General features: G+C 63.9%; 22 protein-coding genes. 10 read left to right on the forward strand and 12 right to left on the reverse strand.

Features of this window, described 5'->3' with window-relative positions; all coding sequences use genetic code 11:
* Nucleotides 1-35: 35 nt before the first annotated feature.
* Entirely contained in the window at nucleotides 36-527 is a 492-nt protein-coding gene (yjgA, locus tag MC381_RS16910; protein WP_251978942.1) for a ribosome biogenesis factor YjgA, read from the reverse strand.
* Nucleotides 528-633: 106 nt separating this feature from the next.
* Here yjgA and pmbA point away from each other — a divergent pair, with 106 nt between their 5' ends.
* Nucleotides 634-1,974 carry a metalloprotease PmbA gene (gene pmbA / locus MC381_RS16915; RefSeq protein ID WP_251978943.1) on the forward strand — a complete coding sequence of 447 codons (1,341 nt, stop codon included), beginning with the start codon at nucleotides 634-636 and terminating at the stop codon, nucleotides 1,972-1,974.
* A gap of 198 nt (nucleotides 1,975-2,172) precedes the next feature.
* On the opposite strand, the gene MC381_RS16920 is transcribed toward pmbA, so the two are convergent.
* From MC381_RS16920 to MC381_RS16970, 11 genes are all read right to left on the reverse strand, one after another.
* Nucleotides 2,173-2,556, reverse strand: coding sequence for an acyl-CoA thioesterase (locus MC381_RS16920; RefSeq protein ID WP_251978944.1), 384 nt, complete (start codon nucleotides 2,554-2,556; stop codon nucleotides 2,173-2,175).
* Between the two features lie 37 nt (nucleotides 2,557-2,593).
* Nucleotides 2,594-3,949 carry a magnesium transporter gene (gene mgtE, locus MC381_RS16925; RefSeq protein WP_251978945.1) on the reverse strand — a complete coding sequence of 452 codons (1,356 nt, stop codon included), beginning with the start codon at nucleotides 3,947-3,949 and terminating at the stop codon, nucleotides 2,594-2,596.
* 103 nt (nucleotides 3,950-4,052) lie between these two features.
* A complete protein-coding gene (locus MC381_RS16930) occupies nucleotides 4,053-4,322 on the reverse strand; it encodes an HPr family phosphocarrier protein (protein ID WP_251978946.1) in 270 nt (89 codons plus the stop codon).
* A complete protein-coding gene (rapZ, locus tag MC381_RS16935) occupies nucleotides 4,309-5,229 on the reverse strand; it encodes an RNase adapter RapZ (RefSeq protein WP_251978947.1) in 921 nt (306 codons plus the stop codon). Before rapZ ends, MC381_RS16930 begins: the two co-directional genes overlap by 14 nt.
* A 17-nt stretch (nucleotides 5,230-5,246) precedes the next feature.
* A complete protein-coding gene (gene ptsN, locus MC381_RS16940; protein WP_251979066.1) occupies nucleotides 5,247-5,726 on the reverse strand; it encodes a PTS IIA-like nitrogen regulatory protein PtsN in 480 nt (159 codons plus the stop codon).
* 9 nt (nucleotides 5,727-5,735) lie between these two features.
* Nucleotides 5,736-6,044, reverse strand: a complete 309-nt coding sequence (hpf, locus tag MC381_RS16945; RefSeq protein ID WP_251978948.1) for a ribosome hibernation-promoting factor, HPF/YfiA family — start codon at nucleotides 6,042-6,044, stop codon at nucleotides 5,736-5,738.
* A 158-nt stretch (nucleotides 6,045-6,202) separates the two neighbouring features.
* Nucleotides 6,203-7,612 (reverse strand): RNA polymerase factor sigma-54, encoded by a 1,410-nt coding sequence (locus MC381_RS16950; protein ID WP_251978949.1) that lies wholly within the window; start codon nucleotides 7,610-7,612, stop codon nucleotides 6,203-6,205.
* A gap of 148 nt (nucleotides 7,613-7,760) precedes the next feature.
* Nucleotides 7,761-8,486 carry an LPS export ABC transporter ATP-binding protein gene (gene lptB / locus MC381_RS16955; protein WP_251978950.1) on the reverse strand — a complete coding sequence of 242 codons (726 nt, stop codon included), beginning with the start codon at nucleotides 8,484-8,486 and terminating at the stop codon, nucleotides 7,761-7,763.
* A gap of 64 nt (nucleotides 8,487-8,550) precedes the next feature.
* Nucleotides 8,551-9,072 (reverse strand): lipopolysaccharide transport periplasmic protein LptA, encoded by a 522-nt coding sequence (lptA, locus tag MC381_RS16960; protein WP_251978951.1) that lies wholly within the window; start codon nucleotides 9,070-9,072, stop codon nucleotides 8,551-8,553.
* On the reverse strand, nucleotides 9,069-9,686 hold the full coding sequence (gene lptC / locus MC381_RS16965) for an LPS export ABC transporter periplasmic protein LptC (RefSeq protein ID WP_251978952.1): 618 nt from the start codon (nucleotides 9,684-9,686) through the stop codon (nucleotides 9,069-9,071). The genes lptA and lptC overlap by 4 nt, the downstream gene beginning before the upstream one ends.
* 3 nt (nucleotides 9,687-9,689) lie before the next feature.
* Nucleotides 9,690-10,667, reverse strand: a complete 978-nt coding sequence (locus MC381_RS16970) for a KpsF/GutQ family sugar-phosphate isomerase (protein ID WP_251978953.1) — start codon at nucleotides 10,665-10,667, stop codon at nucleotides 9,690-9,692.
* Nucleotides 10,668-10,961: 294 nt separating this feature from the next.
* Between MC381_RS16970 and MC381_RS16975 the strand changes: the two genes are divergently transcribed.
* From MC381_RS16975 to hisD, 9 genes are all read left to right on the forward strand, one after another.
* Complete coding sequence (locus MC381_RS16975; RefSeq protein ID WP_251978954.1) at nucleotides 10,962-11,777, forward strand: ATP-binding cassette domain-containing protein; 816 nt, start codon at nucleotides 10,962-10,964, stop codon at nucleotides 11,775-11,777.
* Nucleotides 11,774-12,556, forward strand: a complete 783-nt coding sequence (gene mlaE, locus MC381_RS16980) for a lipid asymmetry maintenance ABC transporter permease subunit MlaE (protein WP_251978955.1) — start codon at nucleotides 11,774-11,776, stop codon at nucleotides 12,554-12,556. Before MC381_RS16975 ends, mlaE begins: the two co-directional genes overlap by 4 nt.
* Nucleotides 12,553-13,014, forward strand: coding sequence for an outer membrane lipid asymmetry maintenance protein MlaD (gene mlaD / locus MC381_RS16985; protein ID WP_251978956.1), 462 nt, complete (start codon nucleotides 12,553-12,555; stop codon nucleotides 13,012-13,014). Before mlaE ends, mlaD begins: the two co-directional genes overlap by 4 nt.
* Before the next feature lie 19 nt (nucleotides 13,015-13,033).
* On the forward strand, nucleotides 13,034-13,702 hold the full coding sequence (locus MC381_RS16990) for an MlaC/ttg2D family ABC transporter substrate-binding protein (RefSeq protein WP_251978957.1): 669 nt from the start codon (nucleotides 13,034-13,036) through the stop codon (nucleotides 13,700-13,702).
* A 2-nt stretch (nucleotides 13,703-13,704) separates the two neighbouring features.
* Nucleotides 13,705-14,061 (forward strand): STAS domain-containing protein, encoded by a 357-nt coding sequence (locus tag MC381_RS16995; protein WP_251979067.1) that lies wholly within the window; start codon nucleotides 13,705-13,707, stop codon nucleotides 14,059-14,061.
* 146 nt (nucleotides 14,062-14,207) lie between these two features.
* Nucleotides 14,208-14,462 (forward strand): BolA family protein, encoded by a 255-nt coding sequence (locus MC381_RS17000; protein ID WP_251978958.1) that lies wholly within the window; start codon nucleotides 14,208-14,210, stop codon nucleotides 14,460-14,462.
* A 58-nt stretch (nucleotides 14,463-14,520) separates the two neighbouring features.
* A complete protein-coding gene (gene murA, locus MC381_RS17005) occupies nucleotides 14,521-15,783 on the forward strand; it encodes a UDP-N-acetylglucosamine 1-carboxyvinyltransferase (RefSeq protein WP_251978959.1) in 1,263 nt (420 codons plus the stop codon).
* A gap of 33 nt (nucleotides 15,784-15,816) precedes the next feature.
* Nucleotides 15,817-16,464, forward strand: coding sequence for an ATP phosphoribosyltransferase (gene hisG, locus MC381_RS17010; protein WP_251978960.1), 648 nt, complete (start codon nucleotides 15,817-15,819; stop codon nucleotides 16,462-16,464).
* Nucleotides 16,465-16,499: 35 nt separating this feature from the next.
* Nucleotides 16,500-17,816, forward strand: coding sequence for a histidinol dehydrogenase (gene hisD, locus MC381_RS17015; RefSeq protein ID WP_251978961.1), 1,317 nt, complete (start codon nucleotides 16,500-16,502; stop codon nucleotides 17,814-17,816).
* Nucleotides 17,817-17,830: the final 14 nt, after the last annotated feature.

The following is a 17,830-nucleotide window of genomic DNA, read 5'->3' on the forward strand; positions in this document are numbered from 1 at the left end:
GACGCGCCCCGCCCCTCGCCGGAACGCGGCGCGGGCTACAGACCCGCCGTATCGCGGAGCAGCTGAAACAGCTTGCGAGCGCTGGCCGGCGGTTTCTCGCGCTGGCGTTCGGCGCGGGCATTGCGGATCAGCTGGCGCAGCATCTGGCGATCGACCTGGGGGTGCGCCTGAATGAAAGGTTCCAGCGCGCTGTCATCCTCGATCAGGCGGTCGCGTAGCTGCTCCAGCCGATGGAAGGCGGCGTTGCGCTGGACCTGTTCCTGGTCGATCTCGTCGAAGGCGGCCTGGATCGCGGCGCGGTCTTCCTTGCGCATGACCTTGCCGACGTACTGCATGTGGCGGCGTCGGCCCTCGTGAGAGCGGATGCGTGCGGTTTCCTCGACGGCGTCGAGCATGTCGTCGGAAAGCGGCAGGCGCGCACGCACGGCCGGGTCCAGGGCGATAATGCGCTCGCCGAGTGCCTGCAGCGCCTGCATCTCTTGCTTGCGCTGGGTCTTGCTGAGCGGCGTATCGTCCTCGAAAGTCATGTCTTTACCCGAATCTTTACCCATTTCTTAACCGGAACGGCGAGTGAGAGCGGCAGTATATCAGCGCAGCCCCGCTCGCCCACGCTTCTTCAGTCAGGAGTTTGAGATGAGCCAGGCCTTCAATGCCGTGGAGCAACAGGCGCGCCTCGAAGAGCGCGCGGCGATGGCGCTGGGATATGCCAGACGCGCAGGCGCGGATGCCTGCGAGGTCGGGGCTAGCGTCGACCAGGGCGTCGGTGTCAGCGTGCGTCTCGGCGAGACCGAAAACGTCGAATTGTCTCGCGATCAGAGTATCGCGGTGACGGTTTACGTTGGTCAGCGCAAGGGCAATGCGTCGTCGTCGGATGCCAGTGATGCGTCGATCCGCGCCGTAGTCGACAAGGCGATCTCGATCGCGCGTTATACCGGTGAGGATCCGGCAGCGGGGCTGGCACCGGCCGAGCTGATGGCGACCGATCTGCCCGAGCTCGACCTGCACCATCCATGGGCCCTCTCCGTCGACGAGGCGGTCGAGCTGGCGCTGCGCTGCGAAAGCGCCGGGCGTGAGCAGTCGGGGATCACCAATTCCGAAGGGGCCAGTCTATCCTCTTCGGAGGTCGTCACGGTCTATGCCAATAGTCATGGCTTTATCGGCAGCAAGCGCGGGACGCGTCATTCGCTCTCCTGTCTGCTGATCGCCGGCAGCGGCGATGGCATGCAGCGCGATCACGACTTCACCACCGCGCGTCGCGCCGAGGATCTGGCGAGCCCGGAGTCGGTGGGCATCAGTGCCGCCGAACGCACGCTACGCCGGCTGGGTGGCCAGCGACCGCAAACCGGGCGCCTGCCGGTGCTGTTCGCGCCGGAGATGGCGCGCGGGCTGGTCGGCAACCTGCTCAACAGCATTGCCGGTGGGGCGCTCTATCGCGAGTCTTCATTCCTCTGCGATGCCTTGGGCGAGACCCTGTTTCCGACGTGGTTCACGTTGGGTGAGCAGCCCCGGGAGATCGGCGGGCTGGCCAGCGCGGCCTTCGATGCCGATGGCGTGGCGACGCGCGATAACGTCTTTATCGACCGCGGCCGGCTCGCCAGCTATATGCTCTCGGCCTACAGTGCGCGTCGGCTGGGGCTCGAATCGACCGGCAACGCCGGTGGGGCTCACAACGTGCGCATCGAGGCGCCAACCGAGTCACTCGATACGCTGATGCAGCGCATGGGCACGGGGATTCTGGTGACCGAGATGATGGGCCAAGGGCTCAACCCGGTGACCGGTGATTATTCGCGCGGTGCGGCGGGTTTCTGGGTCGAGAACGGACAGATTTCGCATCCGGTCGAGGAGTTCACGGTAGCGGGTAACCTGCGGGAGATGTTTGCCGGACTTCAGGGGGTCGGCAGTGACATTGATCGCCGTGGCAGCATTCAGACCGGTAGCTGGCTGATCGATACCATGACAATCGCGGGGCAATAGGCGGCAGCGGCTGAGCGGTTTGCCAAGGGCGACCCCGCCCCGGGGACAACGAGAAACGGACAAACGCCAGCGACACGGTCGCTGGCGTTTGGGTTTGTAGGGCTTGGTATGGCTGCGTCGTGCGAGGGCTGCGGGGTTAACGGCGATGCTGGGGTCCAAGCCTCCAAGCCGATTCTTGGTTCCAAGTCGATCCTGGGCTCAGAGACGATCCTTGGCATAGGTGATCTCGGTCTTGCCATGTGGCGCCGGATTGCCGTCCTCGTCCAGATTGACAAAGATCATGCGCTCGATCGTCAGGATGCTCTTGTGGGTGATCTTGTTACGGACATGACATTCGAGCGTCAGGGAGGTGGTGCCGAAATGGGTTGCCGTCATGCCCAGCTCGATGATGTCGCCTTGCCGCGCGCTGGAAACGAAGTTGATTTCAGAGATGTACTTGGTGACGACGCGGGCGTTGTCGAGCTGGATGATGGCGTAGATCGCCGCTTCTTCGTCGATCCAGCGCAGCAGGCTGCCGCCGAAGAGCGAGCCGTTGGGGTTGAGATCCTCGGGCTTGATCCATTTGCGGGTATGAAAGTTCATCGCGACCTCCAGAAGTGGCGCCGCCGCAGCGGTCCGGTCAGAGATAGAAGACGGTGGCCAGGCCGAGGAAGGCGACAAAGCCGACCACGTCGGTAATGGTGGTCAGCAGGACGCCACCTGACAGGGCAGGGTCGATCTTGAGCTTCTTGAGCAGCACCGGGATCAGCGTGCCGGCCATCGTCGCGACCGTCAGGTTGATCACCATCGCCATGGCGATGATTTCGCCGAGGCGGATATCGTCGAAGCGGAAGACCGACATGGCACCGACAACCACGGCCCATATCAGGCCGTTGGTCATGCCGACCAGCAATTCACGTACCAGTAGCCAGCGGACGTTGGCGCCGGAGACATGCCCCAGTGCGATACCGCGGATCAGGACCGTAAGCGTCTGCGAGCCGGCAATGCCGCCCATGCTCGAGACGATTGGCATCAGTACGGCGAGCGCGGCGATCTGCTGGATGGTCTCTTCGAAGAAGCCGATGGCGATGGACACGACCGTCGCCGCGATCAGGTTAATGCCGAGCCAGACGGCACGACGGCGGCTGGTACGCATAGCGGGGGCGAAGGTGTCTTCATCCTCGTCGAGACCGGCCATGCTCATCACTTGATGCTCGGCGTCTTCGCGGATGACGTCGACCACGTCGTCGATCGTGATGCGACCGAGCAGCTTGCCTTCGACGCCAACGACCGGTGCCGAAATGAGGTCGTGTTTCTGGAACAGGGTGGCGACGTCGCTGTCCGACGCAATCGCCTGAATCGAATGAAAGTCGGTCTCCATGACCTCGCGAACCAGGACCGAAACATCCGACACCAGCAGACGGTTGATGGGCAGAATGCCGATCAGTTCGTCACGTCGGGTGACGACCAGCAGCGTATCGGTGGCGTCCGGCAGTCGTTCATGGCGGCGCAGATAGCGCAGCACCACGTCGAGGGTGATATCCGGGCGAATGGTGATCGCATCCGGGTTCATCAGGCCGCCGGCAGTGTCTTCGGGGTAGGAGAGAACCGCTTCAACCCGCTGGCGCTCCTGCGCCTCCATCGACTGCAGGACTTCTTGAATGACGGTATTGGGGAGCTGCTGCAGCAGGTCGGCGAGGTCATCGACGTCGAGGCCTTCGGTCGCCGTCAGCAGCTGTTCCGCGTCCATGCGGTTGAGGAACTCGACCTGGACGTCGTCGCCGAGGTACTGCAGCACGTCACCGTGCAGCTCCGGATCCAGCAATCCCCAGAGAATCTCGCGCTCTTTGGGCGGCGTCGACTCCAGCAGGTGGGCCACGTCCACCGGCGCGAGTCCGCGATTGAGCATGCGCCGGGCCTGATCCAGCGCGCCGCTCTCGAGGGCTTCATTGAGCTTGGCCAGCCGCGGCTGCAGCTTTTCGGGATTATGGCTCATCCTGAACGATCATCCTTGAACGACTGGCGATAGGGCGATCATTCTATCATCGTGGCGTGAAATGACGAGGAGGGGAGAACACTGTTCTCGAAGGAGACTTCGGTTATTCGTCCTCGTGAAAGCGTGCTTCGAACAGCGCTGTCACGGCGGCCAGAGCGGCCTCGGCCTCTTCCCCTTCGGTAGTGACGGTGAGCGGGGTGCCGCAGGGGGCCGCCAGCATTAGCAGCGACATGATGTTGGCAGCGTCGGCGACGCGATCACCGTGATGGACGGTGATGCAGGCATCGAAGGGCTGGCAGCACTGCACCAGCTTGGTGGCGGCGCGGGCGTGCAGTCCGCGGCGGTTGATCAGGCGCAGCTCACGTGTCGGCATCGGCGCCTCGCGATGCCGTTTCCTCGGTGTTGGGGGGCAACACCGTATTGACGTTCAGCTCGCGATGGCGCAAGCGCAGATCGACTGCCTCGTGGTGGAAGTGATGCGCCAGCCGCTCGACCAGATAGACCGAGCGGTGGTGGCCGCCGGTGCAGCCGATGGCCACGGTCAGGTAGCTACGGTGGCCAGCGAGATAGGCCGGCAGCCAGCGGTTCAGCCAGGCATGGATGTCACCGGCCATGGCGTGCACGTCCGCGTAGCCTTCGAGGAACTCGATAATCTTGGCGTCGCGGCCGTCATAGCTGCGTAGCTCCGGGTCCCAGAAGGGGTTGGGCAGGCAGCGCACGTCGAACACCATGTCGGCGTCCAGGGGCACGCCGCGCTTGAAACCGAAGGATTCGAAGGTCAGCGTCAGGCGGCCTCCGGTATGCCGAGCAACCTGGTCGCCGATGCGGGCCCGCAGGTCGTGTACCGACAGGCCGCGGGTATCGACCACGAGATCCGCCACTCGCCGGATCGGTGCCAGGTACTCCTGTTCGTGTTCGATCGCCTCGGCCAGCGTCATGTCGTTGCCCCGCGTCAGCGGATGTCGGCGGCGCGTGGCGGAGTAGCGCTCGAGCAGTATCTTGGCATCGGCCGTCAGGTAGACCACCTGCACCTCGATATCCCGCTCGCGCACGGCCTCGAGCAGGACCGGGAACCGCTCCAGCGATTCGCGAAGATTACGCGCATCGATGCTGACCGCGACGGTGGGGCGTGCCGGCGGGGCGCTGCGCAACTCGTCGATCAGCGGTGCCAGCAGGTTGGCTGGAAGATTGTCGATGGCGTAGTAGCCGAGATCCTCCAGTGCCTGCAGGGCAATGGATTTACCCGAGCCCGAGCGCCCGCTGATGATGACCAGTCGCATGCCGTGTTCGTCCTCGTTTAGCCGTCTTCGCTTTCCCGATGGTGGCGAATGGCGTCGAGCAGGGTGTCGTGCAGTGCGCGTTGGGACGTGGCCTGACGCAGCTGCTGACGCACGCTCGCCTGATTCATGATGCCGGCGACTTCGGCCAGCAGCGAGAGATGGGCATCGTCCGCCTCCTCGGGCACCAGCAGCACGAAGACCAGATCCACCGGCTCGCCATCGATTGCATCGAAGTCGATGGCGTCCTCGAGCCGCATGAAGCCAGCGACAGGCCCCTTGCAGTGAGGGCTGCGCGCATGCGGTATGGCGACGCCGTGGCCGATGCCGGTGCTGCCGAGACGCTCACGGGCGACGAGACGGCTGAACACCTCCTGGCTATCGAGGCTTGGCGTATTCTGGGCGATGAAAGTGCTGAAGAATTCCAGCAGACGTTTTTTGCTGCCCCCCGTGACACCGAACAGGGTGCGTTCGGGGGGCAGAATGCTTTCCAGTGTCATCATCAGGGGCTAGCGGGCACCGGCGCCCTGGGCGCGGGCTTGTGCCTTTTCTTTGTGTTTGACCAGTTGACGGTCGAGTTTGTCGGCCAGGGAGTCGATGGCGGCATACATGTCGCTGTCGCTGGCTTCCGCGTGGAGGTCGCCGCCTGCCGCATGCAGGATACAGGCTGCCTGCTGGCGCTCCTTCTCGATGCTCAGGGTGACCTGAACATTGGTGATGTTGTCGTAGTGACGCTCAAGACGTGCGAGCTTCTCGTTCACGTAGTCCCGAAGGGCGTCGGTCAGTTCCATGTGATGGCCCGTGACATTCACTTGCATGGCGCACTCCTGTAGCGGCAAATGGCACTTCTGATTGTAACCCTTTTCCAGCTGCTGCAAAGGCATGACGACGGATCGTTGGACGATTCGCCCCGCGGGTCGACGTGGGGGCCGCGTCGCGACGATCGATATCCCTGGCGAGAGCCGGGAACACCGTGTCAGGAGAGGCGCTTGCGCTCGCTCGACGAGGGGATGCCCATCGCCTCGCGATACTTGGCCACGGTGCGCCGGGCGACGCTGATATCCGCCTCGGCGAGAAGTTCGACGAGCTTGCTGTCCGACAGCGGCTTGCGCGGGGGTTCCTCGCCGATCAGCTTCTTCAATCGCGCTCGAATCGCGGTGCTGGAGACGCTATCGCCGTCGCCACCGCCTACCTGGCTCGAGAAGAAGTATTTCAGCTCGAACACGCCACGGGGCGTATGAATGTATTTCTGCGTCGTGACGCGCGAGATCGTCGATTCGTGCATGTCGACGCTGCGCGCGATGTCGGCGAGGATCAAAGGCTTCATGGCCTCTTCGCCACGTTCGAGAAAGGCCACCTGGCGCGACATGATTTCGCGGCCGACGCGCAGCAGCGTGTCGTTGCGACTGGTCAGGCTCTTCATCAGCCAGCGGGCTTCCTGCAGGTGCTGCCGCAGGAAGGTGTTGTCGTCGCTCTTGTCGGCGCGCTTGATCAGCGCGGCATAGTCGGGCTGGATGCGCAGGCGGGGCAGGGCCTCGGCGTTGAGCTCGATGCGCCAACCGTCCTGGGAGGGTGTCGCGACCAGATCGGGAATGACGTAGTCGTGACGGCTGTTGTCGAAACGCTGGCCCGGTCGCGGGTCGAGCGTGCGGATCAGGGTGATCACGCTGTCGAGCTCGTTTTCCTCCAGTCGGAGACGACGTTTGAGCAGGCGGCGGTCGTTGCTGCCCAGTGCTTCCAGAAACTGCCGCACCAGCCGCTTGGCCTGCGGCAGCAGCGGGGTATCGTCGTCGAGCATGCCCAATTGCAGTAGCAGGCATTCGCGGAGGTCGCGCGCGCCGACGCCAGTCGGGTCGAACTGCTGAATGCGTAATAGCGTGCGTTCGAGATCGGCGGTGCTGACGCTGCGCTGCTGGCGCAAGCTGGCCGCGAGCTCGTCCAGGCTGCCGCCCAGGTAGCCGTCATCGCCGATCGCGTCGATCAGGCACTCGCCCAGCTCGCGCTCGTGGCTGTCGAAGTCGCCCATGGCGAGCTGCCACAGCAGGTGGTCCTGCAGGCTGGTGGCACTGGCATTGCGCTCGAAGTCCGGGCCTTCCTCGCTGCCGCTGCTCGCGGGGCCGGCATCCTGATAGGTATCGCTCCAGTCGCTGTCGACCGTCAGCTCGTCTGGAATATCGCTGGCCCAGTCGTCCTCTGGCGTTTCGACGACATCCTGCTCCGAGTATGGCTCCTCGAGCTCAAGCATCGGGTTGGATTCCAGCGCCTGTTGAATCTCCTGGCGCAGGTCTAGCGTCGACAGCTGCAGTAACTGGATCGCCTGCTGGAGTTGCGGCGTCATGGTCAACTGCGTGCCGACTCGGAGTTGCAGCGAAGGCTTCATGGACATGGAGAAACAGTCGTCACAATCAACGGAGAAGCGATCACGTTACTGATTGCGCGAATGACATGCAACGATTTATGCAAGATGCATGCCATTGACAGCGAGCGGCCATTTGGGGCAGGGCGGCCGCTGCTGTGGTGCGGTGTAGGAGAACCTACAAGCGGAACTCGTGGCCCAGATAGACGTCGCGAACGCGTTGATTGTCGAGAATCGCCTCCGGGCGCCCCTCGGCGATGATCTGGCCGTCGCCGACGATATAGGCGTTGTCGCAGATATCCAGCGTTTCGCGGACATTGTGGTCGGTGATCAGTACGCCGATGCCGCGGTCGCGCAGTTGGCGAATGATGCTCTTGATGTCGCCGACGGAGATCGGATCGACGCCGGCAAAGGGTTCGTCGAGCAGCACGAAGGCGGGCTCGGTCGCGAGGGCGCGGGCGATCTCCACGCGCCGGCGTTCGCCGCCGGAGAGGCTCATGCCGAGGTTGTCGCGGATATGATCGACGTGGAAGTCGCCGAGCAGACGCTCTAGCTGTTCGCGTCTGGCGTTGCGGTCGAGATCCTTGCGGGTTTCCAGAATCGCCATGATGTTGTCGGCGACGCTCAGCTTGCGAAAGATCGAGGCTTCCTGCGGCAGGTAGCCGATGCCGGCGCGAGCGCGCCGGTGCATGGGCGCGCGGCTCAGGTCCTGCGCATCGATATGCACACTGCCGGCGTCGGCCTTGACCAGGCCGACGATCATGTAGAACGACGTGGTCTTGCCGGCCCCGTTGGGGCCCAGCAGCCCGACGATGCTGCCTTGACGCAGGGTCAGGCTAAAGTCGTGGACGACGCGGCGTCCCTTGTAACTCTTGGCCAGGTTGGCGGCCGTGAGGGTCTTCATCGATACCATCCTTGAATCGGCGCGACGCGCGAAACGTCGGTCTCGGGCTCGGTTGCGGGCCGCCTTACTGCGACTGTTGGCGAGGCGTGAGGGTCATGCGTACGCGCTGGTCGCCGTCGTCGCTGTCGCCGGAGCGGGCCTGGACGCGACGAGAGTCGAGAAAGTACTCGACATAGGCGCCGTCGAAGGTGTCGCCCGCCTGATGCAGCTCGGCGTTGCCGATCAACTCCACGCGGCGCTCGCCGGCGTGGTAGATCACGGTGTCGCCCCAGCCCTTGACGATCTCTTCGTCCGGTGCCGGTTTCTGCTCGAGATAGGCGCGTTCGCCGCTGCCGGTCGCCGTGACCTGGCTGACTTCGCCGTTGCTGCCGCGTTGGATTTCGACCCGGGCTGCAAGCAGGTTCATGCTGCCCTGCTGCATGTCGACGCTGCCGGTATAGACGGCGGTGCCTTGGCGGTCGTCGATCTCGAGCTGGTCGGCGGCGATCTCTATCGGTGCGCTGGCATCGCCCTCCAGTGCCAGTGCCGGTAGGCTTGGCAGGCTCAGTGCGGTCAATATCAGCAGTTGGCCGAGTTCTCGCCTCATGATCCTTGGTCCTCAGGTTGCGGTGGCAGGCGTCCCTGCACGTTGTCGGTCAGGCGCATGCGATCTTCGTCGAGCCAGGCGTCGAAGCGTTCGCCGCGCATCTGCTGGTTATGCTGGCGCAACACGGCAGTGGTGTCACTCCAGGCGTGGGCATCGCGGTTGTCGTAATGCAGGGTTGGTGTCTCGAGGCTCCAGGCGCGTTCCGGCTGTACCAGGCGAGCATTGCCGTCGATCACCAGTTTTTCGCCGCCGCGGCTGAGGCGACCCGAGTCGCCGGTAATTTGCCATTCGCGCTGTTGACCGTCGATGAGATAGCCATGCGGTGTCTCGCTGCGGATCACATCGTCCGACGGTGTATGCACCAGGCGCGGGCTCTCGAGTCGCTGGTAGGCTTTGCCCTGCGCGTCGAAGCGGGTCATGCGCGCCTCTTCGAGATAGTAGTCCGGTTCGCCGGCGCTGTCGGTCGGAACGGGCTGTGCCTCACGTGCGCCGCGCTGGTCGAGCCACGCCAGGCCGCCGCCGAGGACGACAAGCAGCGCGGCCAGCCCGAGCCGGCGCCACCAGGGAGAGCGCGGCCTCGGTGTATTGGGGTTATGACGGGTTGACGTCGACATGGCTCAGATAACTCCGCTTCTGAGTAGATCATGCATGTGCAGCGCGCCGATCGGCTGGTCGTTGTCGACGACCGCCAGTGCAGTGATGCGGTTGTCCTCCATGATGCGCACCGCTTCGGCCGCCAGCATGTCGGGGGTGACGGTCTTGCCGCCGCGCGTCATGACATCGTCGACGCGCAGCGTGGAGAAGTCGACGCCCTGGTCGAGCGTGCGACGAAGATCACCGTCGGTATAGACACCTGCCAGCGTGCCGCGTTCATCGATCACGCAGGTAAAGCCCATGCCTTTATGGGTCATCTCCAGCAGCGCCTCGCGCAGCAGGCTGCCGGTAGCGACCCGTGGCACACGGTCACCGCCATGCATCAGGTCGGCCACGCGCAGCAGCAGGCGCTTGCCGAGCGTGCCGCCAGGATGGGAGAGGGCGAAATCCTCGGCGCTGAAACCCTTGGCTTCGAGCAGAGCCAGCGCGAGGGCATCGCCCATGGCGAGCGCGGCCGTGGTCGAGGAGGTTGGGGCCAGGTCGTGCGGGCAAGCCTCGCGCGAGACCCCGACATCGATGTGCACGTCGCTGTAGCGGGCAAGCGTGGACTGCGGGCGCCCGGTCAGGCTGACCAGCGGCGCGCCCAGGCGTTTGAACAGCGGCAGCAGGCCGGTGATCTCCTGAGTCTCGCCGGAGTTGGACAGTGCCACCACGACGTCGTCGCCGGTGATCATGCCGAGATCGCCGTGGCTGGCTTCGCCGGGGTGCACGAAGAAGGCGGGCGAGCCGGTGCTGGCAAAGGTGGCTGCCAGCTTGCGGGCGATGTGGCCGGACTTGCCCATGCCGGTAACGATGACGCGCCCGCGACAGTGCATCAGCAGCTGGCAGGCGCGATCGAAGCAGTCGTCGAGCTTGGCGATCAGTTCGCCGATGGCCTGCTGCTCCAGCGTCAGCGTACGCGTGGCACTGGCGCGAAAGTCCAGCGTATCTTGCTCGCTCATGATCTCGGCCGAGGCTCCCCGTGTCGTGTAAGTAGATCGTGTAAGTAGATTAAGTAGATAGTGTCGTCATCGGCGCGCGGTCGATGACGCCGACAGTACCGCTGGCGAATGCCGGCTGCTGATGGCGGTGCCCGGCGGCGTCTCTAGGCGGCAGTCGTGTCGACAGATCGGGCAGTATACCTATGATCGCCGATGCTTGCGTTCTGGTCCGCATGGCGAACCATGGCTGGTCGCTGTCGACACGGTTAAGATACAATGTTCGATAATCAAAGGTCGAAAATGGGTGAGGGCTGCATGGATGACCCGGTTATGGTCGAGGTCAGGGACCTGCATTTTGCGCGTGGCGCCACGGAAATTTTCCGCGGGGTCGATCTGCGCATCCCGCTCGGCAAGATCACTGCGATCATGGGCCCCAGCGGTACCGGCAAGACCACGCTGCTCAAGCTGATCGGTGGTCAGCTGGTGCCGGATCGCGGCCAGGTGCTGATCGACGGCCAGGACGTACACCAGCTCTCCCGGCGCTCGCTGTTTAGGCTGCGTCGGCGCATGGGCATGCTGTTTCAGAGCGGCGCGCTGTTTTCCGATCTGGATGTGTTCGAGAACGTCGCCTTTCCGCTGCGCGTGCATACGGATCTGCCCAATCCCATGATCCGCGACATCGTGCTGATGAAGCTGCAGGCGGTCGGGCTGCGCGGTGCGCGCCACCTGATGCCCTCGGAGCTCTCCGGTGGCATGGCGCGGCGTGTGGCGCTGGCGCGGGCGGTCGCGCTGGATCCCGACCTGGTGCTCTACGACGAGCCCTTCGTCGGCCAGGACCCGATCTCGATGGGTGTGCTGGTGCAGCTGATCAAGAAGGTCAATCAGGCCCTGGGGTTGACCGCGATCATCGTGTCTCACGATATCAAGGAGACGCTCTCCATCGCTGACTACGTCTATATCATCGCCGACGGCAAGGTGATGTCGCACGGTACGCCGAAGACGCTGGACGTCAACGACGATGCGCATGTCAGACAGTTCGTGCACGGCGAGCCGGACGGACCGGTGCCGTTTCATTACCCGGCGCCCGATTTCTACGAAGACATTCTGGCGCCGGCGGGGCAGTTCTCATGATCGATCGTATCGCGCAACTGGGGCGCGCCACGCTGGACATGTTGAGCGCCGTTGGGCGTGCCGGTTTGTTTCTCTTGCAGTCCATCGTCTGCCTGCCGTCGCGAGAGGGGCTCTATCTCTGGGTTCGCCAGATGCATTTCGTCGGTGTGATGTCGGTGGCGATCGTGCTGGTTTCGGGGCTATTCATCGGCATGGTGCTGGCGCTGCAGGGCTTCACTATTCTGGTCGATTTCGGCGCGGACGAGGCGCTGGGGCAGATGGTCTCGCTGTCGCTGGTGCGCGAGCTGGCGCCGGTCGTCGCCGCACTGCTGTTTGCCGGGCGAGCCGGTTCGGCATTAACCGCCGAGATTGGCCTGATGAAGGCGACCGAGCAGTTGACCAGCATGGAGATGATCGGCGTCGATCCCCTGCGGCGCATCGTGGCGCCAAGGCTGTGGGCCGGTTTCGTCTCGCTGCCCATTCTCACGGTGATCTTCGCCGTGGTCGGGATCTGGGGCGGTTATCTGGTCGGCGTCGACTGGCTCGGGGTCTACGAAGGTTCCTACTGGAGCAACATGCAGGACAGCGTCGATTTCGTTGACGATGTGCTGAACGGCATGGTCAAGAGTCTGGTCTTCGGCCTGGTGGTGACCTGGATTGCTGTCTTCCAGGGCTATGACCTGGTACCCACCTCGGAAGGTATTTCCCGCGCGACGACTCGGACCGTGGTCTATGCGTCGCTGGCGGTACTCGGGCTCGATTTCGTGCTCACCGCATTGATGTTTGGAGATTTGGGATGAAGCGCAACAGTGTGCTGGAACTGGGCGTCGGCGTGTTCATGCTGGCCGGTATTCTCGGTCTGGTGTTTCTCGGGCTTCGAGTGAGCGGTCTGGGGGTTAGCGGTCCTAGCGACACCTACACCCTGACCGCCAACTTTGCCAATATCGGCGGTCTGCGCCCGCAGGCAAAGGTGACCATGTCGGGCGTTCGCGTCGGCAAAGTCACCGATATTTCGCTCGATCCGCAGTGGTTCGACGCGCGGGTGACGATGGAAATCGACGACGCGTACGAGGGCAAGCTCTCCGGTGACACCACGGCGGCTATCCTGACCTCGGGGCTGCTCGGCGAACAGTATATCGGGCTGACGGTCGGCGGTTCGCCGGACATGCTCGAGGATGGCGACGTCATCCACGACACCCAGCAGGCGCTGGTGCTGGAGGAACTCATCCAGCAATTCGTGTCCAATATGGCCAACTGATCGAGACAAGGAGTCGAAGATGAAGCTTTCTTTCGCAAGGAATACGCGCGGTTTCTGGACGGCCACGCTGACATTGCTGGCCGTGATGCTGGCCACGCTGACGACTACCGCGCAGGCGCAGCAGTCGCCGAACCAGGTGGTGCAGCAAAGTGTCGATTCACTGATGTCCGAGCTGGAGGGCAAGAAGAGCTATTACGCCCAGCACGAAGAGGAGCTGTCGCAGCTGGTCGATGACAACATGGCCGAGGTGGCCGACTTTCGCTATATCGGTGCCAGCGTCATGGGCCGCTACTTCCGCGGTGCGACGCCCGATCAGCGCTCGCGCTTCGTCAATGTCTTCCGCAAGACCTTGATCGATACCTACGCCAAAGGGCTGGTGACGTTCGACTACCAGACGCTTCGGGTCAAGGAGAGCGACGAGTCCGGGCGCTACGAGGATCAGGCGACCGTACCCATGGAAGTGGTGTCGACCAGCGGAGAGACCTTTCCGGTCAATTTCACGCTGCGTCAGAGTGATGGCCAATGGCGCGTTATCAACGTCATCGTCAACGGCATCAATCTCGGCCTGACGTTCCGCAACCAGTTCGATCAGGCGATGCGTGACAATAATCGCGACATCGATGCCGTGATCGACAACTGGGCGCCGGAGGTCGGCACCGAAGAGCTCGAGCAGGGCGGCGATTCGTGAGTATGCTGCTCGCGCGGGAAGACGCCTCGCTCGAGGTCGTCGGCGATGATGTGCTGACGATTCTCGGCGAGGCGGATTTTGACAGTGCCGGTCCGCTGGCGCAGGCCGGCCGGCACTGGCTTGAGCAGCAGCCGGCCGAGGCGACCGTATCGTTCGATCTGACCGGCGTGCAGGTGGCGAGCAGTGCCGTGCTGAGCGTGCTGCTGGTCTGGGTGCGCAGCGTGCAGCGACACTCGCTGGTGCTGGAGCGAGTCCTGCTCTCGCCGCCGTTGCAGCGGCTGATGACCATTACCGAGCTGGCGCCGCTGCTGCCGGCCAGGGAAACCACCTGTAGCACGTCCTGCGACACTACCTCCTGAGTGCCTCTGCATGGCGGGGCGTCTCCCCGCCATGTCCTTGCGACGTTTTTGCATGACGGCGACATCGCCAAGATGGGGCGCTTTCCGCTACCATGTGGCGCTTTCCCTGCGCGTACCGCGCAGTCGTCATCAGGGAGTCGAGTTTCATGCAACCCAGCGATGTCAAAAGCCGCCTCGAGCAGCAGGTCGAGGGCTGCGATTTCCATATTCAGGGCGAAGGCTGCAACTTTCAGGTCGTCGCCATCGGCGAGGTGTTCGAAGGCATGTCGCCGGTCAAGCGGCAGCAGCTGATCTATGCCGCGCTCGCCGACGAGATTGCGTCGGGTGCGCTGCACGCCGTCAGCATCAAGACCTATACCCCCGCTCAGTGGGAAACCGCGCCGGAAAATGTCAGCCTCTAGGCGCGCACTGCCAGGCCGGCGTGCCGGCCAACGATTCTGGAATTCATAGCGAACCTTCATGGACAAGCTGATCATCACCGGCAACGGGCCGCTCGGCGGCGAAGTCTGGGCCAGCGGCGCCAAGAACTCCGCGCTGCCGATTCTGGCCGCGACGCTGCTCGCCGACGAGCCCGTTACCATCGGCAATCTGCCACATCTTCAGGACATCACCACCACACTGGAACTGCTCGGCCGGATGGGCATCGAGCCCGTCATGGGTGAGAAGATGAGCATTCAGATCGACGGCTCCCAGGTGCGCGACTGTCACGCGCCCTACGAGCTGGTCAAGAAGATGCGCGCCTCGATTCTGGTGCTGGGCCCGCTGCTCGCGCACTTCGGCAAGGCCGATGTCTCGCTGCCCGGCGGCTGTGCCATCGGTTCGCGCCCGGTGGACCTGCATATTCGCGGGTTGGAGGCGATGGGGGCCGAGATTCGCGTCGACGGTGGTTACATTCGAGCGCGAGTCGATGGGCGCCTGCAGGGCGCCACGATCTTCTTTGACACCGTTACCGTGACCGGCACGGAAAACCTGCTGATGGCGGCGGCGCTGGCCGACGGCACCACGGTGCTCGAGAACGCCGCGCGCGAGCCCGAGGTGGTGGATCTGGCCGAGTGTCTGATCGCCATGGGGGCGAACATTCGCGGTCATGGCAGCGATACCATCACCATCGAAGGCGTCGAGCGTCTGCATGGCTGTCACTACGATGTGATGCCGGACCGCATCGAGACCGGCACCTTTCTGGTGGCGGCTGCAGCCACCGGCGGCAAGGTGCGGGTGCGCAACACGCGCGCCGACATTCTCGAGGCGGTCATCGCCAAGCTCGAGGAGGCCGGGGCGCGAGTCACCATCGGCGAGGGCTGGATCGAGCTCGACATGGAGGGGCGTCGTCCGCGGGCGGTCAACGTGCGGACCGCACCTTATCCCGCTTTCCCCACCGACATGCAGGCGCAGTTCGTGGCGCTCAACGCTGTCGCCGAAGGCACCGGTACGGTGGTCGAGACGATCTTCGAGAACCGTTTCATGCACGTCCAAGAGCTCAACCGCATGGGCGCGCAGATCGCGCTCGAGGGCAATACCGCGGTCGTGACGGGTGTCGAGCGTCTCTCCGGCGCGCCGGTCATGGCCACCGACCTGCGGGCTTCCGCCAGTCTGGTGGTCGCGGCCATGGTGGCTCAGGGCGAGACACTGGTGGATCGCATCTACCATATCGATCGCGGTTACGAGTGCATCGAAGAGAAACTGCAGCTGCTGGGCGCGCGAATCCGACGCGTGCCGGGCTAGGCGACGATCGGGTTAGGCAAAGATAGAGAGATCATGAGCGATCAACTGATTCTGGCGCTGTCCAAGGGGCGGATTCTCGAAGAAACGCTGCCGCTGTTGGCCGATGCCGGCGTGGTGCCGGCCGACGACTTCGGCAAAAGCCGCAAGCTGCTGTTCGACACCAACCTGCCTAACGTCAAGCTGGTGGTGATCCGTGCCGTCGACGTGCCGACCTACGTGCAGCTCGGCGCGGCCGACCTGGGTGTCGCCGGTAAGGATGTGCTGCTCGAACACGGGGCCGAGGGGCTCTACGAGCCGCTGGACCTGGGTATTTCCCGCTGTCGATTGATGACGGCGGGCATCGTCGGGGCGGAACCGGCGCGAGCCAGGCGTCGGGTAGCGACCAAGTTCGTCAATGTGGCGCGGCGCTACTATGCCGAGCAGGGGATACAGGCGGAGGTCATCAAGCTCTACGGCGCGATGGAGCTGGCGCCGCTGATGAATCTGGCCGACGAGATCGTGGACATCGTCGATACTGGCAACACGCTGCGCGCCAACGGCATGGAGCCGCGCGAGCTAATCGAGAACATCAGCACTCGACTGGTGGTCAACAAGGCGGCGATGACGATGAAGCACGAACGCCTGAAGCCGCTGATCGAGCGCCTTCGCCAGGCCGTCGAGTCACGCCGCGAAGCCGCCTGAGCGGCCGTTCTATCGAGTCACGGAGAGTGGAAGAGATGAGTCAAGCGCCGATCATTGCCCGTCTGACAACGCGGGATGCCGATTTCGACAGTCGTCTCGAGGCCCTGCTGGCCTGGGAAGGTGTGTCCGACCATGAGGTCGCATCGCGTGTTGCCGAAATCATCGGTGCCATTCGCGAGCGGGGCGACGCTGCGGTCATCGAGTACACCAATCGCTTCGATCGCCTCGAGGCGAGCACGATGAGCGAGTTGACGATCGGCCCTGACCGGCTGGCGCAGGCCTTCGCGGGGTTGCCGGCCGCACAGCGCGACGCGCTGGAGCACGCCGCCGCACGCATCCGTGCCTACCACGAGCATCAGAAGCCGAGCTCCTGGCAGTACGAGGAACCGGATGGCACGGTGCTTGGTCAGAAGGTGACCGCAATCGACCGCGTCGGCGTCTATGTGCCCGGCGGCAAGGCGGCCTATCCCTCGTCCGTGCTGATGAACGCGTTGCCGGCGCATGTGGCGGGAGTGCGCGAGATCGTCATGGTGGTGCCGACGCCGGATGGTGTGGTCAACGAGCTGGTGCTGGGCGCCGCACATCTGGCCGGTGTCGAACGTGTATTCACGATTGGCGGTGCGCAGGCCGTGGCGGCGCTGGCCTACGGCACCGAGAGCGTGCCTCGGGTCGACAAGATCGTCGGACCGGGCAATATCTATGTCGCCACTGCCAAGCGTGCTGTTTTCGGTCAGGTCGGGATCGACATGATCGCCGGGCCGTCGGAAATCCTGGTGGTGTCGGATGGGGGCACCGATCCGGATTGGCTGGCTATGGATCTGTTCTCTCAGGCCGAGCACGATGAGGATGCACAGGCGATTCTGGTCACCTGGGACGCGGCGCATCTGGAGGCGGTACAGGCGTCGATCGAGCGATTGCTGCCGACCATGGAACGCGAAGCGATCATTCGTGAATCATTAGCTAGGCGCGGGGCCCTGATCCTCTGCGATGACCGTGAGCAGGCCGTGGCGTTGGTCGATCGGGTTGCACCGGAACACCTTGAGCTCTCGGTCGAGTCACCGCAGGCCATGGCCGAGACGATCCGACATGCCGGGGCGATCTTCATGGGGCGGTATACCGCCGAAGTGCTCGGCGACTACTGTGCCGGCCCCAACCATGTGCTGCCCACCTCCGGGACGGCACGATTTTCCTCGCCGCTGGGTGTTTACGACTTCCAGAAGCGTTCCTCGCTGATTCAGTGTTCGCCCGAGGGGGCGGATACGCTCGGGCGCACGGCCTCGGTGCTGGCACGGGGCGAGTCGTTGACGGCGCATGCCCGCTCCGCCGAAAACCGGCTGAAGACGGACGACTAAGCCCCAGGTCGGTC

Origin of the sequence: Salinicola avicenniae (assembly GCF_023736115.1) — a bacterium.
GTDB classification, from domain to species: domain Bacteria; phylum Pseudomonadota; class Gammaproteobacteria; order Pseudomonadales; family Halomonadaceae; genus Salinicola; species Salinicola avicenniae.

Excerpts from the sequence above, each read along its gene's own strand:
- lptB (WP_251978950.1), bottom strand. The coding sequence starts at position 8,486 with ATGAAGACCCTCACGGCCGCCAACCTGGCCAAGAGTTACAAGGGACGC.
- MC381_RS16970 (WP_251978953.1), bottom strand. The coding sequence starts at position 10,667 with ATGAGCGAGCAAGATACGCTGGACTTTCGCGCCAGTGCCACGCGTACG.
- lptA (WP_251978951.1), bottom strand. The coding sequence starts at position 9,072 with ATGAGGCGAGAACTCGGCCAACTGCTGATATTGACCGCACTGAGCCTG.
- mgtE (WP_251978945.1), bottom strand. The coding sequence starts at position 3,949 with ATGAGCCATAATCCCGAAAAGCTGCAGCCGCGGCTGGCCAAGCTCAAT.
- pmbA (WP_251978943.1), top strand. The coding sequence starts at position 634 with ATGAGCCAGGCCTTCAATGCCGTGGAGCAACAGGCGCGCCTCGAAGAG.
- yjgA (WP_251978942.1), bottom strand. The coding sequence starts at position 527 with ATGACTTTCGAGGACGATACGCCGCTCAGCAAGACCCAGCGCAAGCAA.
- MC381_RS16975 (WP_251978954.1), top strand. The coding sequence starts at position 10,962 with ATGGATGACCCGGTTATGGTCGAGGTCAGGGACCTGCATTTTGCGCGT.
- MC381_RS17000 (WP_251978958.1), top strand. The coding sequence starts at position 14,208 with ATGCAACCCAGCGATGTCAAAAGCCGCCTCGAGCAGCAGGTCGAGGGC.
- lptC (WP_251978952.1), bottom strand. The coding sequence starts at position 9,686 with ATGTCGACGTCAACCCGTCATAACCCCAATACACCGAGGCCGCGCTCT.
- MC381_RS16920 (WP_251978944.1), bottom strand. The coding sequence starts at position 2,556 with ATGAACTTTCATACCCGCAAATGGATCAAGCCCGAGGATCTCAACCCC.
- MC381_RS16990 (WP_251978957.1), top strand. The coding sequence starts at position 13,034 with ATGAAGCTTTCTTTCGCAAGGAATACGCGCGGTTTCTGGACGGCCACG.
- MC381_RS16950 (WP_251978949.1), bottom strand. The coding sequence starts at position 7,612 with ATGTCCATGAAGCCTTCGCTGCAACTCCGAGTCGGCACGCAGTTGACC.
- murA (WP_251978959.1), top strand. The coding sequence starts at position 14,521 with ATGGACAAGCTGATCATCACCGGCAACGGGCCGCTCGGCGGCGAAGTC.
- hisD (WP_251978961.1), top strand. The coding sequence starts at position 16,500 with ATGAGTCAAGCGCCGATCATTGCCCGTCTGACAACGCGGGATGCCGAT.
- hisG (WP_251978960.1), top strand. The coding sequence starts at position 15,817 with ATGAGCGATCAACTGATTCTGGCGCTGTCCAAGGGGCGGATTCTCGAA.
- mlaE (WP_251978955.1), top strand. The coding sequence starts at position 11,774 with ATGATCGATCGTATCGCGCAACTGGGGCGCGCCACGCTGGACATGTTG.
- mlaD (WP_251978956.1), top strand. The coding sequence starts at position 12,553 with ATGAAGCGCAACAGTGTGCTGGAACTGGGCGTCGGCGTGTTCATGCTG.
- rapZ (WP_251978947.1), bottom strand. The coding sequence starts at position 5,229 with ATGCGACTGGTCATCATCAGCGGGCGCTCGGGCTCGGGTAAATCCATT.
- MC381_RS16995 (WP_251979067.1), top strand. The coding sequence starts at position 13,705 with ATGCTGCTCGCGCGGGAAGACGCCTCGCTCGAGGTCGTCGGCGATGAT.
- ptsN (WP_251979066.1), bottom strand. The coding sequence starts at position 5,726 with ATGACACTGGAAAGCATTCTGCCCCCCGAACGCACCCTGTTCGGTGTC.
- hpf (WP_251978948.1), bottom strand. The coding sequence starts at position 6,044 with ATGCAAGTGAATGTCACGGGCCATCACATGGAACTGACCGACGCCCTT.
- MC381_RS16930 (WP_251978946.1), bottom strand. The coding sequence starts at position 4,322 with ATGCCGACACGTGAGCTGCGCCTGATCAACCGCCGCGGACTGCACGCC.